Below are 14558 nucleotides of genomic sequence, written 5' to 3'. Positions count from 1 at the left end.
CGAACGGCGGCCGGAGAACCGCTCCGAACGCCGCCCACCACACTCACACGGGTCTCCGGTCTCAGAACAGCTCGGGGTGGTTCCTGAGCTGCCGCTCCGCCTCCTGGACGAGCTCGGCCGACGCTTCGGGCGCCTCGTCGGGGTGACGCTGCGCCCACTTCGCCGCGTACGGGCAGAGCGGAACGACGGGAACGCCCTCGCGGGCGGCCATGGTGGAGAACTCCCGGACCAGCGCCCCCGCGACGCCCTTGCCCTCGTGCTCGGGCCGGACGACGGTGTGCACGGCCACCAGCGCGCCGGGAGCCGGGTCCATGACGAAGTACGCGATGGTCCCGGCCGGCTTGCCGTCCTCGTACGCCACGAGACTGCCGTGCTCCCGGTCGTCCCTGATCTCTACAGCTGCCTTCTCGGCCATGACCCCTGCCTTCTCGTTCGTGACCCTGGACGTCACGCGCCCGGCAACACGGACGGCGACCTCAACCGCCCGCGACGACGGCCTGCGGGCTCCGCTCCGTACGAGACCCGGGAACCGGCGCCGAGGCGTCGGACCCGAGCGCCACGATCCGGTTGTCCGCGTCCACGTGCACGACCCGCGGCACGAGAGAACGGGCCTCGGCATCGTCGACCTGTGCGTAGCTGATCAGGATGACCAGGTCACCGGGGTGCACGAGGTGTGCGGCCGCGCCGTTGATCCCGATGACACCGGAGCCGCGCTCGCCCTCGATGACGTACGTCTCCAGGCGGGCGCCGTTGTCGATGTCAACGATATGGACCAGCTCACCGGGGAGCAGGTCGGCGGCCTCCATCAGGGCGGCATCGATCGTCACGGAACCGACGTAGTGCAGATCGGCCTGGGTGACGGTGGCCCGGTGGATCTTGGACTTGAACATCGTACGTAGCATCGAGGCACTCCTGATCTTAGGCTCCCTGCCTGCTCTCTTGCAGGTCAAGGGCTGTTCTGCACCCTACAACGATGCGCAGAGGATGTGCCGCCGAACGCAGTCGTCGCGTCCGTGGTGAGCGAGAGCCCCGGCGCGGCTCCGGGGGGCTGTCCGACGTAGCAGGGGTGTTCGGGTGTGGCGCTGGTGAAGGGCTTCCGTGCTGCGGACAGCGAGGTTCCCGGTCCGGTGAGCAGGACCGGGTCGGCGGTTGTACGCCTTTACTTGGCCTGGCCTGTTCCCATGCGCTGTCCCTTGAACCAGAACTGGCCGAAGTCGAAGGAACGTTTGCCGACGGGAGCACCGAGCACGGCGAGCCCGCGTTCGGGCCGGTGTCCCCGCCGGCTTCGGGGGTGCCACTCCTGGTCCTGCCTCCGGGGGCGCCGGCGCGGTGGGCGTTGTTTAGTGGGGTCCGTACGGGAAACGCGGTGTCCCGACGCCCTCGGGACGGAAGTGGAGGAGTACGCCATGCCGGCTGGATCCAGCAAGAAGCGCGAGCGGCAGTACGAGCACATCAAGGAGAGCCAGGAGGAACAGGGCGCGTCGAAGGGCCGCGCGAAAGAGATCGCGGCCCGGACCGTCAACAAGCAGCGCGCCCGGTCGGGCGAGTCGAAGACGGCGAGCAAGACGTCGACGCAGGACAGGAAGTCCGCCTACGAACGCGGCGGCGAACGCTCCCACAAGGGCTCGCAGGGCCCCACGCGGGACCAGCTCTACGCGGAGGCCAGGAAGAAGAACATCGACGGGCGCTCCTCCATGAACAAGGAACAGCTCCGCAAGGCCCTCGGACGCTGACGCCCACCGGCGGTCCGGGGGCCGGCCGCCCGCACGACGGAGGGAACAGGACATGCCCGCAGACGCACACGGCGACGACGTGTACCAGCCGCAGGACGACGGCGGCGATCCGCCGAACGACGACCTCGACCTGGAGAACACGCTCGACGAACGGGATCTGGACGACCGGATGGAAGAGGGTTACTCCCCACCCGAGCGCCCCTTGGCCGTGAACAGGTTCGGCACGACCGGGGCCGAGGTGCGCCACGGTGAATCCCTGGACCAGCGGCTCGCCCAGGAGACCGACGACGTGGAACCGCCCGATGGTGACGGCATCGGCGACCTAGCCGAGGGTGAGGGCGAACCCCTGGAAGGGGCCGAGCGTGAGCCCCGGGCAGGCCGTCTCACCGCGGCGGACGACGCGGCCGGGCGGGAGAACGACGTCTTCGCCGAGGACGTGGGCATCGACGGTGGCGCGGCGTCGGCGGAGGAAGCGGCCGTCCATGTCGCGGACGAGGCGGACATCCAGGGGCGCGAGGCCTGACGGCCGGTGAAAGCGGGAGACCATGACTGGCGCGGCGATCTTCGATGTGGACGGCACGCTCACCGATACCAATCACCTCCACGTGGTGGCCTGGTGGGAGGCCTTCCGGCAGGCCGGGCACACCGTGCCGATGCCGGAGATCCACCGGGCGGTCGGCCTCGGCTCCGGTGATCTGATCGAGCGACTCCTGGGGCCCGACCGTGACGCGGGGCAGGACGCGGCCATCAGCTCCGCGCACACGGTGCTCTAGGCGACGTACTTCGACCGCCTCCCCGCCTTCCGGCGCGCGGGCGACCTGCTGCGCACGCTGGCCCGACGCGACTGGCGAGTCGTCCTCGCCACCTCGGCGAGCGGGACGGAGCTCGCGGCTCTGCGGCGGGCGGTGGACGCGGACGAGGCCATCCGGGCCACGGCGAGCTCGGACGACGTCGACCGGGGAAAGCCCTCCCCGGAGCCCGTGGAGCTGGCCTGCCGACTGGCCGGAGTCAGTGCGGGGCAGGCGGTGTTCGTGGGCGACACGGTGTGGGACATGGAGGCGGCGGCCCGGGCCGGGGTGACCGCGGTGGCTCTCCTGTCGGGCGGTATCCCTCGCGCAGACCTGGAGCGGGCAGGAGCGGAAGCGGTCTACCAGGACGTCGCCGATCTGCTCGACCGCCTCGACGACAGCCCGTTCGGGCCGGGCCCCGACTGACGCGCGGACCCGGAACCTCCAGTCGCGTAGCCGTGCGGGCTGGACATGAGGGCCTCGTGTGGCTGTCGCCGGGCATCACCCGGAGGGGCCAGGTCCCGGCGGCATCCCGCCCGGTCCACGCCCTCGACCGTTATGTGCGGAGATCAGCGGGTACCCCTGTGCGGAAGAAGCGGCCATGACGCGTGCGGAATGAGGATCACATGCAGGTGGGATACAAGCTGGCGGCGGAGGCGTTCGGCCCGGCGGAGCTGGTCAGGCAGGCCGTGCTCGCCGAGGAGGCGGGATTCGACTTCGTCGAGATCAGCGACCATTACCACCCCTGGCTCGACAACCAGGGACACTCACCGTTCGCCTGGACGGTGCTGGGAAGCATCGCGGCCAAGACGTCGCGGATCGGTCTGGCGACCGGGGTCACGTGCCCCACCGTGCGCTACCACCCCGCCATCATCGCTCAGGCGGCCGCGACACTCGCCCTGCTCTCGGAAGGCCGCTTCGTCCTGGGCGTCGGCTCGGGCGAGCGGCTCAACGAACACGTCGTCGGTCCGGGATTCCCCGACGCGGTCGAACCCCGGCACGAAATGCTCACGGAAGCCCTGGAGATCATCCGGCTGCTCTGGAGCGGGGGATACCGGTCCTACGAGGGGAAGCACCTGCGGCTGCAGGACGCCCGGGTCTTCGACCTCCCCGACGAACTGCCACTCATCGCCGTGGCCGCCAGCGGTCACCTGTCGACCCGCATCGCCGCCGAACTGGGCGACGGCCTGTTCGCCACGGAGGACAAGCCGAGCATCGTCCAGCACTACCGTGACGCCGGCGGAACCGGCCCGTGCTACGGCGAGGTTCCGATGGCCTGGGCGCCCGACGCGCACACCGCCGCGCGCGCCGCTCTGGAGACGTCGCGGTGGGCGCTGACCGGGTGGAAAGTGATGAGCGAGCTGCCCAATCCGGTCAACTTCGATGCTGCGACCACCACCGTGCGCGAGGAGGACATTCTGGAGAAGTTCGCCTGCGGAGCGGACCCCGGACGGTTCGTCGAGGTGGCCCAGAGCTACGTCGACGCGGGTTTCGACAGGTTGGTCATGCAGAACGCGGGCCCCGACCCCGATGGCTTCATCGACTTCTACCAGCGTGAGCTCGACGCGCGCATCCGACAGCTCAAGCCGAACAACACGCGAGGCTGAACGCTGTGGCCCCGTACACCCCGGGTCCGTTGTCGGCGCATGCGCCGGAGGCACGCCCGCAGACAGCGCCTGGAAGGAGAAGACCCTTTGCGGCCGCCCGTCCGAGACGGCGGCCACAGGTGTTCCGACCACAGGTGTTCCGCAGGTGTTCCTCCGCAGCTGTTCCCGCAAAGTCGCCCGGTGATAAAGGATCGACGCATGACAGAGGCATCTCTGGAGATCAACGCCCTCATCATCGACGCTGACAGCCCCGAGCGGCTCGCCGCGTTCTGGTCCGAGTTGCTCGGCCGTCCGATCGTGAACCGTACCGGCCCCTACGTCTGGCTGCGGCGCGAGAAGGGGCTTGGCCTGGGCTTTCAACAGGCCGGTGAGCCCAAGCCCGGGAAGAACCGCATGCACTTCGACATCTCCTCCCCCGACCCGGGAGCCGAGCAGCAGCGGGTCGAGGCGCTCGGAGAACGACGCCTGGAGGAGTACGCCGACGGCGGTTTCCTGGTGATGGCCGACCCCGAGGGTAACGAGTTCTGCATCATCCCCGAGGGCCCCGGCTCCGTCGGCCTCGATGACCAGGGGCGCGCCCACTACCTCGATTGAACTCCGCGGTTCGGGGCGGCCCGGCCTGCTGCGGGCGGGACGGTACCGCAGCGGCTTCGTGTGACCGGTGTCAGAAGGTGACGTCGTCCGTGAGGGTGATCCTGGCTCCCATGTTGCGTTCCATCATGCGCAGAGCCGCGTCGGCGAGGTCGCTGTGGATGTGTGCCACCGCGTCCCTGGGAACGGTGACGTGCAGATGCCGGGTGTGGGCATCGAGTGCTGAATACAGCACGCACTGTTCGGTGACCTGCCCGCACAGCACGAAGTGGTCGGCGCCCAGTTGGGAGAGCAGATAGCTGAGCGGCGTCTCGTAGAAGATCGAGTGCCGGGCCTTGACGACGAAGAGGGATTCATCGTCCGGCAGGATGGGTTCGACCAGCTCCGCGTTCTTTCCCGCGAGAGACTTCTCGACGATCTCTCCGTGGTGGGATCGCCATTCTCCGAAATTGTCGTTCGCATAGATGACCGGGACATGTTCCGAGCGGGCGCGGGCGATGAGCCGCGCGATGTGGGGCAGTGCGCTCCGGACGGATGGAACGAGCAGGTCGGCATCAGGGTGATCGTACGTATTGATCATGTCGACCACGATGAGCGCGTTGTTCCTCATGACTTCATCATCGCAAAGGGGCCGCTCGTGTTCCGGCCCGCGACCTGTCTGCGTGTTTCACGATTGACAGGGTGGGAACCCGGCACACTCGTTCGCGAATGCCGACGAAGTAGGGAGCGGACTGTGCGCGCACTGACCTATCAGGGAAAGCGGGATGTCCGGGTGGAGACGGTCCCGGACCCGCGGATCCAGGACCCGACCGACGTCATCGTCAAGATCACGTCCACCGGGATCTGCGGATCCGACCTTCACCTGTGCGAGGTTCTCGGGCCCTACCTCGACCCGGGCGACATCCTGGGCCACGAACCGATGGGGGTGGTCGAGGAGGTCGGCCGCGAGGTGACCGCCGTCGCTCCGGGGGACCGGGTCGTGATCCCCTTCAACGTGTCCTGCGGGCACTGCTACATGTGCGGGCAGGGGCTGCACTCGCAGTGCGAGACGACCCAGGTGCGCGAGCGCGGCATGGGCGCGTCCCTGTTCGGGTTCACCAAGCTCTACGGGCAGGTGCCCGGCGGCCAGGCCGAGTACCTGCGGGTGCCCTTCGGGAACGATCTGCCCATCAAGGTCCCGCACGGCCCGTCGGACGACCGGTTCGTCTACCTGTCGGACGTCCTGCCGACCGCCTGGCAGGCAGTGGAGTACGCGGACATCCCGCCCGGCGGCAGCGTCACCGTCCTGGGCCTGGGCCCGATCGGCGCCATGGCCGCCCGGATCGCCCGCCACCGGGGCGCCGATCTCGTCATCGGCGTGGACCTGGTCCCCGAACGGCTCGACCGGGCGAGCAGGTACGGCGCCACCTGCCTCGACCTGCGTCGCTACGGCAAGAACCTCGGTGACGCCGTCCGCGACCTCACGGACGGGCGCGGCACGGACGCGGTGATCGACGCGGTCGGCATGGAGGCCCACGGCTCCCCCGTGGCCAAGGCGGCACACACAGCGGTCGGGCTGCTCCCCGACACCCTCGCGCAGCGCATGATGGAGACGGCGGGCATCGACCGCCTCGCCGCACTGCACACGGCGATCGACCTGGTTCGCCGGGGCGGCACGATCTCCGTCTCCGGCGTGTACGGCGGCTCCGCCGACCCGATGCCGATGCTCACGATGTTCGACAAGCAGATCCAGCTCCGCATGGGCCAGGCCAACGTCAAGCGATGGGTCGACGACCTGCTGCCCCTGCTCACCGACGACGACCCGCTGGGCGTGGACTCCTTCGCCACCCATCACCTCCCGCTCGAAGAGGGACCCCAGGCGTACGACACGTTCCGGGAGAAGGCCGACGGCATGATCAAAACCCTGCTCATCCCCTGACCCGGAGACGGGAAACGGGCCACTGCCAGGAAGGAAACCAGGCGTGGAGAACAACAGCCGACATCCCGGCAAGCGTGTGGTCGTCACGGGCGCCACCGGCAACGTGGGAACCAGCGTGGTCCGCGCGCTCGCCGCGGACCCGGACATCGGATCCGTCCTCGGGCTGGCCCGCAGAGAACCCGCGCTCGAGATCCCGAAGGTGGAGTGGGACACCATCGATCTGTCCCGGGCCGACAGCGAGGACCGGCTCACGGGTCTCCTGCACGGCGCCTACGCCGTCGTCCACCTGGCGTGGCGGTTCCAGCCCACCCACGACCCCGTGGTGACGTGGCAGAGCAATGTGCTGGGCTCCCAGCGAGTCTTCGAGGCCGTGGCACGCAGCGGGGTTCCCGCCCTGGTGCACGCCTCGTCCGTCGGCGCCTACTCCCCGGGCCCCAAGGACGAACCCGGCGTCGACGAGCAGTGGCCCACGCACGGCTGGCCGGACGCGGCCTACTGCCGGGAGAAGGCCTACCTGGAACGTGTCCTCGACACCTTCGAGCTGCGCCACCCGCAGATCCGGGTGGTCCGGATGCGGCCCGGATTCCTCTTCAAGGACACGGCCGCCCCCGAGCAGCGGCGGATCTTCGCCGGCCGCTACGCCCCCGGCCCCCTCCTGCGGCCCGACCTGCTGCCCTTCGTACCCGACCTGGACGGGCTGCGTTTCCAGGTCCTCCACACCGACGATGCCGCCGACGCCTACCGGCTGGCCGTGCTCCGCGATGTACGGGGCTCCTTCAACCTGGCGGCAGACCCGGTCATCGACGCCCGCACGCTGGCGGACCTGCTCGACGCCCGGATCGTGCGGATCCCCACGGCCCTGGTTCGCACCGCGCTCTCGGCCGCCTGGCGGGCCCATGCCGTACCCGCCTCCCCGCACCTGTTCGACGCGGTGCTGCGACTGCCCGTACTGGACTCCACCAGGGCGCACGAAGTGCTGGGCTGGCAGCCCACCCGTACGGCGGAAGACGCGCTGAGCGCCTTTCTGCGCGGCGTACGCACCGGAGCGGGCGAGAACACCGCACCGCTGACAGGCCGGAAGATCGGCTGAGCCACCAGCCGTGCCGCCGGCGGAGCTCCGGCGGGCCGGCCGGCACGGCCCGCGGGCCCCGGGCGCGTCCGATGTACTGGACCTCTGCGACGACGGACGACGTAGGAAGGACCACCATGGCGAGCAGTGAACAGCCGCAGGACCCCAATACGCTCCATCCCCGCCCCGACTTCCCCCAGCAGGAACAGGCACATCCCGGCTGGACCGGCCCGATGGACCCGCCGCCCGACCACGGCGAGGAGTCCTACCGCGGCTCCGGCCTGCTCGACGGCCGGAAGGCCCTGATCACCGGGGGTGATTCGGGGATCGGCCGTGCGGTGGCGCTGGCCTTCGCGCGCGAGGGCGCGGACGTCCTGCTGACCCACCTTCCCGAGGAGGAGCAGGAGGCTCGGGAGACCGTTCGCCTGGTGGAGCAGGCGGGCCGCAGGGCGGTGCCCGTCCTCTGTGACATCCGGGACGAGAAGCAGTGCCGCTCGCTCATCGAGCGCGCGGTGTCCGAGTTCGGCCGCATCGATGTCCTGGTCAACAACGCGGCGTATCAGATGTCCCAGCCCGACGGGATCTCCGCGATCTCGACCGAGCAGTTCGACCGCGTGATGCGCACCAATCTCTACGGCATGTTCTGGCTGTGCAAGAGCGCCCTGCCGCACATTCCGGCAGGCGGGTCGATCATCAACACGACCTCGGTGCAGGCGTACAAGCCGAGCCCCCATCTCCTCGACTACGCGATGACCAAGGGGGCGATCGTCACCTTCACACAGGGCCTGGCCCAGATGCTGGCCTCCGACGGCATCCGCGTCAACGCCGTGGCTCCCGGCCCGGTCTGGACGCCCCTCATTCCGGCGACCCTGCCCGACACCAGCGAATTCGGGAAGCAGAGTCCACTGGGCCGCCCCGCGCAACCCGCCGAAATGGCACCCGCCTATGTCTTCCTGGCCTCCGCGAACGCCTCGTTCATCACCGGCGAGATCATGAACGCCACCGGCGGCACCCCGCTCCCCTGATCCAGGGAAAGGAGGCTGATTTGACCGCGCGTCGGCCGGGAAGGCGTGTCGTATGACCATGAACCATCATGAAACGCCGGTTCTCGACGCCCTCACCGCCTATCGTGACCGGGGCGAGCTGGGCTTCTCCCCGCCCGGTCACAAACAAGCGCGAGGCGCTCCCCCAGCCGTGCGCGCCGTGCTGGGCGACGCGGAGTTCTTCGGAGACGTCCTCGCCACAGGAGGGCTGGACGACCGCCAGGAGAAGTCCTCCGTACTACGACGGGCCGAAGACCTCATGGCCGACGCCGTCCACGCGGAGCACACCTTCTTCTCCACCTGCGGCAGCTCCTTGTCGGTCAAGGCCGCCATGCTCAGCGTCGCCGCACCCCACCAGAAGCTGCTGGTCGGCAGGGACGCCCACAAGTCCGTCATCGCCGGCCTCATCCTCTGCGGCATCGAGCCCGTCTGGCTGGAACCCCAGTGGGACAAGGAGCGGCATCTGGCACACCCGCCCTCCCCTTCCACCCTGGAGGAAGCCTTCGCCCGGCACCCGGACGCACGCGGCGCCCTGATCACCAGCCCCACCCCGTACGGCACGGCGGCCGACCTGCGCGCCATGGCCGACATCTGCCACCGGCGCTCCAAGCCACTGATCGTCGACGAAGCCTGGGGAGCCCACCTGCCGTTCCACCCGGACCTGCCGTCCTGGGCCATGGACGCCGGCGCCGACGTCTGCGTCACCAGCATCCACAAGATGGGCAGCGGCCTCGAACAAGGCTCCGTCTTCCACCTCCAGGGCGACCTGGTGGACCACGACACCCTCGCCTCACGGGCCGACCTCCTCGGCACGACCAGCCCCTCCGTGCTGCTCTACGCCGGGATCGACGGCTGGCGCCGGCAGATGGTCCTGGAAGGCCACGGACTGCTGTCCCGAGCACTCGATCTCGTAGCGACGGTGCGTCGCCGCATCGAGGAGATCGAGGGAATGCACGTCAACGGGCCGGACGACTTCTGCGGACCCGGCGCGGCGGCGGAATTCGACCCGCTGCCGGTGATCATCGACATCGAGGCCATGGGCACCACCGGCTACCGGGCCGCCGACTGGCTGCGCGAGCACCACCGCATCGACATGCACCTCGTGGACCACCGCCGGATCAGCGCCCAGTTCACCCACGCCGACGACAAGGACACCGCCGACCGGCTGCTGACGGCCCTACGGGACCTGGCCCGCCACGCGCACACGCTCCGCCCCGCTCCCGAGGTGCATGTGCCCACGCCCGCCGAGCTCCGTCCCGACCAGGTATGTCTGCCGCGTGACGCCTACTTCGCCCGGACGCAGGACGTCCCGGCGTCGGAAGCCGTGGGCCGCGTCGCCGCCGAGATGCTCACGCCCTACCCTCCCGGCATTCCGGCCGTGCTGCCCGGCGAGCGGATCACCGAACCCCTCCTGCGCTACCTGAGCTCCGGCGTCGAGGCGGGCATGAACATTCCCGACCCCGCCGACCCCACCCTGCGAACCGTCCGCGTCCGCACCGAGGACCCCTGACAACCAGGCCCGAGCAGCTCCGGGCCCGAGCAGCTCCGGGCCCGACCAACGCCCTACCCGGCAAACCCGTGACGGGCCCAGCCCCCCCGCCCCGCCCCGCCCCTTCAGATCAAGGAGAAGCCCCGCCATGCGTGCTCTCGCCCTCGTCTGCACCCTGAACGCCTCACCCGCCCCATCCAGCAGCCAGTACCTCGCCGAGCAGGTCATGGCCCAGTTCGCACGCCATGACGTCCAGGGAGAGGTCGTCCGGGTCGCCGACCACGACGTCCGCCCGGGGATCGGGGTGGACCTGGGCGACGGCGACGCCTGGCCGGCGCTGCGGGAGAAAGTCCTGGCCGCCGACATCCTCCTCATCGCCACCCCCATCTGGCTCGGACACCCCTCCAGCGTCTGCCAGCGGGTCCTGGAGCGCCTCAACGCCGAGTCCTCCGAGACAGACGACCAGGGCCGCCCGCACACGTACGGCAAGGTCGCCGCCGTGGCAGTCGTCGGCAATGAGGACGGCGCGCACAAGGTGAGCGCCGACGTGTTCCAGGGACTCAACGACGTCGGCTTCTCGCTCGCCCCCGGGGCCGTCACGTACTGGGTGGGCGAAGCCATGCATGGCACCGACTACCAGGACCTGGACGAGACCCCCGAAGCCGTCGCCTCCACCACCAAGGCCCTCGCGGCGAACGCGGTCCACCTGGCCCGCCGGCTCACCGGCAGCCCCTATCCGGCAGCCTGATCCGCGCTTGCGGCGAGGGCGAGGTCGTCAGGAACGTCAAGAGGACGGTGGTGCACATGCCGGTGGACCGGATCGCTGAGCCGTGGGGAACTCGCACGCCGTACGGGCGGCACGAGACCTGGCCGACGAGGGTCGACACGTTCCTGGCCGAGGGGGTGAGATCCTCGGACGTCGAGCGGTGGGTGCAGACCGCTTCGATCTTGCACTCCGACGGTGACGCCATGGACGTCGCCGTCAGGAACGGTTCGATGGTCGGCGTACGGGGCAGGGCCTCGGACCGGGTCAACCGCGGTCGGCTCGGGCCCAAGGATCTGTTCGGCCGGCAGGCCAACGCCTCGCGCTCCCGGCTGACCAGGCCGCTTGTGCGCCGGGCCGGGCGCTTGACCGAGCGCGGGACTGGGACACCGCGATGGAGGTGATCGTCTCGCGCTCGCGCGGGCTCCTCGAAGAGCGCGGTCCCGGCTCGATCGGCTTCTACACGTCCGGCCAGCTGCTCCTGGAGGAGTACTACAGTTCCGGCCCGGGCCGGCGTCAGCACCAACCATCTGGACGGCAACACCCGCCTGTGCACCTCAACGGCGGCCGAAGCCCTCAAGGAGTCCTTCGGTTGCGACGGCCGGCCCGCAAGTTACGACGACATCGACCACGCCGATGTCATCGCGTTGTACGGTCACAACCTCGCGGAGACGCAACCCGTGCAGTGGATGCGCATCCTCGACCGGCTCGATGGCACCGACCCTCCGCGGCTGATCTGTATCGATCCACGCCCGACAGCCGTCGCACGACGCGCGGCCGTCCATCTCGCTCCGCGCGGCGGGACGAACGTGGCTCTGCTCAACGCCTTCTTGCACGAGATCATCCGTACCGACCACGTCGACCCCGGCTGTATCGAGGCGCACACGGTCGGCTTCGCGGAGTTGTCGAAGGAGGTCGAGCCATGCACCCCCGAGTGGGCGACGGCGACCTCCCGGGCTTCCGGAACTGGCAGAACGGCGAGCACGTGGCCGATCTGGCGAGGGTGTGGAACGTCGATCCCGGGACCATTGCGCACCACGCACCGCCCACGCACGCCATGCGGGCGCGCCGCGCTTCCCCGAGCCCGGCTCCGTATCCGGCCCCGGCCCCGGCCCCAGCTGCCGGCCCGGTTGCGGCGGCCGGCTCCTGGCCTGACGGTGGTGCGGGAGCGCGGTCTGCGGCAGCGCGGTCAGGAAGCGAGGAGAATCGATGGACGACAGCCCAGGCGGGCGCCGGGCCCGGAGTACACCCGCCCGTCCTCTGCACGGGCGGGTCGCGGTCGTCACTGGCGCCGCTCGCGGTGTCGGCAAGGCGCTCGCCCGCAGCCTCTCCGGCGCCGGCATGCAGGTCGCCCTGCTCGGCCGGGAAAGGGCGACCCTGCTGAAGGCCGCCGAGTCCCTCCCCGGCCGGAGCATCTGCGTCGAGTGCGACGTCACCGACCGCACGGCGCTGGCGGACGCGGCACGCCGCGTGGAGAGGGAACTCGGGCCCGCGAGCGTGGTCGTGGCCAACGCCGGCATCGCGGTGAGCGGCCCGTTCGACCGTACCGCCGCCGACCTCTGGCAACGCGTCATCGACGTCAACCTCACCGGCTCCGCCAACACCGCCCGCGCCTTCCTGCCCCAGCTCACCACCACCCGCGGATACTTCCTCCAGATCGCCTCCACCGCCGCGTTCGGTGCCGCACCCATGATGAGCGCCTACTGCGCCTCCAAAGCGGGAGCGGAGTCGTTCGCGCTCTCCCTGCGCGGCGAGGTCGAACCGGACGGCGTCCAGGTCGGTATCGCCTACCTGCACTGGACCGGCACAGACATGCTGACCGGCATCGACGACGACCCCGTCCTCGCAGCACTGCGCCGCAATCAACCCCGCCCCGCCCGCCGCGTCCACAGCGTCGCCCAGGTCGCCCAGTGGCTCACCCAAGGCGTCGCCCGCCGCAGCCGTCACATCTACGCCCCGCCCTGGCTCCGCTGGTGCCAGCCCCTCCGGCCCCTGTTCCCGACCCTCGTCGCCCGGACCACCCGTCGCGAACTGCGGACCCACCCCGGCGGGGCGCGATCTTCCCGCGGCGAGGTCCTGGGCGTCGGAGGGCACGCCGACTGGGACTCCTACCGGTCCTCCCGCTCCGCTCCCCCGTCCGACCCGTAGGACGAGCAGCCTCTGTCCACGACCGCGGTCCGAACTGGAGAGCGCTGGAGAGCCTTGGGTAGGACGGGGACGTTACGAACAGGCCTGGCGGGATACTCGCGTACCGGGCCATCTGTCAGTCGGCCCGGAAGCCGTGCCGACGGCATGACGCGGAGGAGCGTGGTGAGCGCGATGGGGAGAAGAAGGAACTCCTGCCCGTTGAACCTCCTGTCGACGTCAGGGGCCGCGCATGAATGACGCGTCGAAAGCGCCGACCGGCGGCGCTGGGGAGACTCTTCGTTCCCCCGTCGCCTCGCACAATGAATGGGATCCTCTCGAGGAGGTCGTCGTCGGCCGTCTCGACGGGGCCACCACCCCCTCACGGCATTCCGTCGTCTCCTGCAACGTCCCGCCGTTGGCCGCACGGTTCCAGCGGCTCACCGCCGGATTCAGATATCCCCAGGCCCTGATCGGGCCGGCTCAGCGGGAACTCGACCAGTTCATCAAGCTTCTCCAGTCCCTCGGCATCACGGTCACCCGCCCCGACGCGGTCGACCACCGGCGGCGGTTCTCCACGCCGGACTGGTCATCGCGCGGCTTCTGCAACACCTGCCCCCGGGACAGCCTGCTGGTGATCGGGGACGAGATCATCGAAACCCCGATGGCCTGGCCGTGCAGATACTTCGAGACCCACTCCTACCGTGCACTGCTCAAGGACTACTTCCGCAGGGGCGCCCGCTGGACCGCCGCGCCGAAACCGCAGCTCACCGATGCGCTCTACGACCCCGACTACCGGCCTCCCGGGCCGGGCGAACCCATGCGTTACCTCCTGACCGAGTTCGAGCCCGTGTTCGACGCGGCGGATTTCGTCCGTGCGGGCCGGGATCTCTTCGTCACCCGGAGCAACGTCACCAATCGCATGGGCATCGAATGGGTGCGACGCCACCTGGGCCCGGACTACCGGGTCCACGAGATCGAGAGCCGATGCCGCACCCCCATGCACATCGACACCACCTTTTTGGTACTCGCCCCCGGCAAGGCGCTGATCAACCCCGAGTACGTCGACGTCGATCGCCTGCCCGATGTCCTGAGTTCCTGGGACATTCTCATCGCGCCCCAACCCGATCCGATTCGCGATCCCCTGCTGCGGCTCACTTCCCTGTGCGGAAAGTGGCTCAGCATGAACATCCTCATGATCGACGAGAAGCGCGTCATCGCGGAACGGCATCACACCACCATGCTGCGCGCCCTGGAGAGTTGGGGATTCGAACCCATCCCGTGCGACCTGCTGCACTACGCGCCCTTCGGCGGATCCTTCCACTGCGCGACACTCGACATCCGTCGTCGTGGCAGCCTGGAGTCCTACTTCGACCGGTAGGGCTGTCCCGCAATTCTCGGCGGGACACCCTTGGGCCTCTTCGTCAAGTTTC

At 69.7% G+C, this 14558-nt stretch carries 14 protein-coding genes and 2 pseudogenes; 13 read left to right on the top strand and 3 right to left on the bottom strand.

The genetic code is table 11. The annotated features are described in order from the left end of the window. Window positions 1-61: 61 nt before the first annotated feature. Both ACIQRW_RS01930 and panD read right to left on the bottom strand, forming a co-directional pair. A complete protein-coding gene (locus tag ACIQRW_RS01930; RefSeq protein WP_403752985.1) occupies window positions 62-415 on the bottom strand; it encodes a GNAT family N-acetyltransferase in 354 nt (117 codons plus the stop codon). Between the two features lie 61 nt (window positions 416-476). Then, the gene (gene panD / locus ACIQRW_RS01925) at window positions 477-902 is read right to left on the bottom strand and encodes an aspartate 1-decarboxylase (RefSeq protein ID WP_403752982.1); all 426 of its coding nucleotides are present in this window, start codon (window positions 900-902) and stop codon (window positions 477-479) included. Between the two features lie 504 nt (window positions 903-1406). On the opposite strand from panD, the gene ACIQRW_RS01920 reads away from it, so the two are divergent. The 5 genes and pseudogenes from ACIQRW_RS01920 to ACIQRW_RS01900 all read left to right on the top strand — a co-directional run bounded on the left by ACIQRW_RS01920 (window position 1407) and on the right by ACIQRW_RS01900 (window position 4722). Continuing rightward, complete coding sequence (locus tag ACIQRW_RS01920; RefSeq protein WP_403752979.1) at window positions 1407-1733, top strand: plasmid stabilization protein; 327 nt, start codon at window positions 1407-1409, stop codon at window positions 1731-1733. 52 nt (window positions 1734-1785) lie between these two features. Next, window positions 1786-2256, top strand: a complete 471-nt coding sequence (locus ACIQRW_RS01915; RefSeq protein WP_403752976.1) for a DUF5709 domain-containing protein — start codon at window positions 1786-1788, stop codon at window positions 2254-2256. A gap of 22 nt (window positions 2257-2278) precedes the next feature. After that, window positions 2279-2947, top strand: a pseudogene (locus ACIQRW_RS01910) (HAD family hydrolase). Window positions 2948-3147: 200 nt separating this feature from the next. After that, window positions 3148-4128: a TIGR03557 family F420-dependent LLM class oxidoreductase gene (locus tag ACIQRW_RS01905; protein WP_403752973.1), complete on the top strand. Its 981-nt coding sequence runs from the start codon at window positions 3148-3150 to the stop codon at window positions 4126-4128. A 198-nt stretch (window positions 4129-4326) separates the two neighbouring features. Further along, window positions 4327-4722 carry a VOC family protein gene (locus ACIQRW_RS01900; protein ID WP_403752970.1) on the top strand — a complete coding sequence of 132 codons (396 nt, stop codon included), beginning with the start codon at window positions 4327-4329 and terminating at the stop codon, window positions 4720-4722. Window positions 4723-4792: 70 nt separating this feature from the next. On the opposite strand, the gene ACIQRW_RS01895 is transcribed toward ACIQRW_RS01900, so the two are convergent. Then, the gene (locus tag ACIQRW_RS01895) at window positions 4793-5329 is read right to left on the bottom strand and encodes a cysteine hydrolase family protein (RefSeq protein WP_403752967.1); all 537 of its coding nucleotides are present in this window, start codon (window positions 5327-5329) and stop codon (window positions 4793-4795) included. A 123-nt stretch (window positions 5330-5452) separates the two neighbouring features. Between ACIQRW_RS01895 and ACIQRW_RS01890 the strand changes: the two genes are divergently transcribed. The 8 genes and pseudogenes from ACIQRW_RS01890 to ACIQRW_RS01855 all read left to right on the top strand — a co-directional run bounded on the left by ACIQRW_RS01890 (window position 5453) and on the right by ACIQRW_RS01855 (window position 14506). Continuing rightward, entirely contained in the window at window positions 5453-6637 is a 1185-nt protein-coding gene (locus tag ACIQRW_RS01890) for an alcohol dehydrogenase catalytic domain-containing protein (RefSeq protein ID WP_403752964.1), read from the top strand. A gap of 43 nt (window positions 6638-6680) precedes the next feature. Beyond that, window positions 6681-7727, top strand: a complete 1047-nt coding sequence (locus ACIQRW_RS01885) for an SDR family oxidoreductase (protein ID WP_403752961.1) — start codon at window positions 6681-6683, stop codon at window positions 7725-7727. Between the two features lie 116 nt (window positions 7728-7843). Next, entirely contained in the window at window positions 7844-8731 is an 888-nt protein-coding gene (locus tag ACIQRW_RS01880) for an SDR family oxidoreductase (RefSeq protein WP_403752958.1), read from the top strand. Between the two features lie 52 nt (window positions 8732-8783). Beyond that, window positions 8784-10259, top strand: coding sequence for an aminotransferase class I/II-fold pyridoxal phosphate-dependent enzyme (locus ACIQRW_RS01875; RefSeq protein ID WP_403752955.1), 1476 nt, complete (start codon window positions 8784-8786; stop codon window positions 10257-10259). Between the two features lie 127 nt (window positions 10260-10386). Next, complete coding sequence (locus ACIQRW_RS01870; RefSeq protein WP_403752952.1) at window positions 10387-10986, top strand: flavodoxin family protein; 600 nt, start codon at window positions 10387-10389, stop codon at window positions 10984-10986. 56 nt (window positions 10987-11042) lie between these two features. Next, window positions 11043-12073, top strand: a pseudogene (locus tag ACIQRW_RS01865) (molybdopterin-dependent oxidoreductase); the annotation flags it as partial. A 137-nt stretch (window positions 12074-12210) separates the two neighbouring features. Beyond that, the gene (locus ACIQRW_RS01860) at window positions 12211-13149 is read left to right on the top strand and encodes an SDR family oxidoreductase (RefSeq protein WP_403752949.1); all 939 of its coding nucleotides are present in this window, start codon (window positions 12211-12213) and stop codon (window positions 13147-13149) included. A gap of 229 nt (window positions 13150-13378) precedes the next feature. Then, complete coding sequence (locus ACIQRW_RS01855) at window positions 13379-14506, top strand: amidinotransferase (RefSeq protein WP_403752946.1); 1128 nt, start codon at window positions 13379-13381, stop codon at window positions 14504-14506. The last annotated feature ends 52 nt before the right edge of the window (window positions 14507-14558 follow it).

The sequence above is a fragment of the Streptomyces sp. NPDC091287 genome (genome assembly GCF_044768525.1).
Lineage (GTDB): Bacteria > Actinomycetota > Actinomycetes > Streptomycetales > Streptomycetaceae > Streptomyces.
Note: the sequence above shows the minus strand (reverse complement) of the source record. Positions and strands in the feature narration are given on the sequence as shown.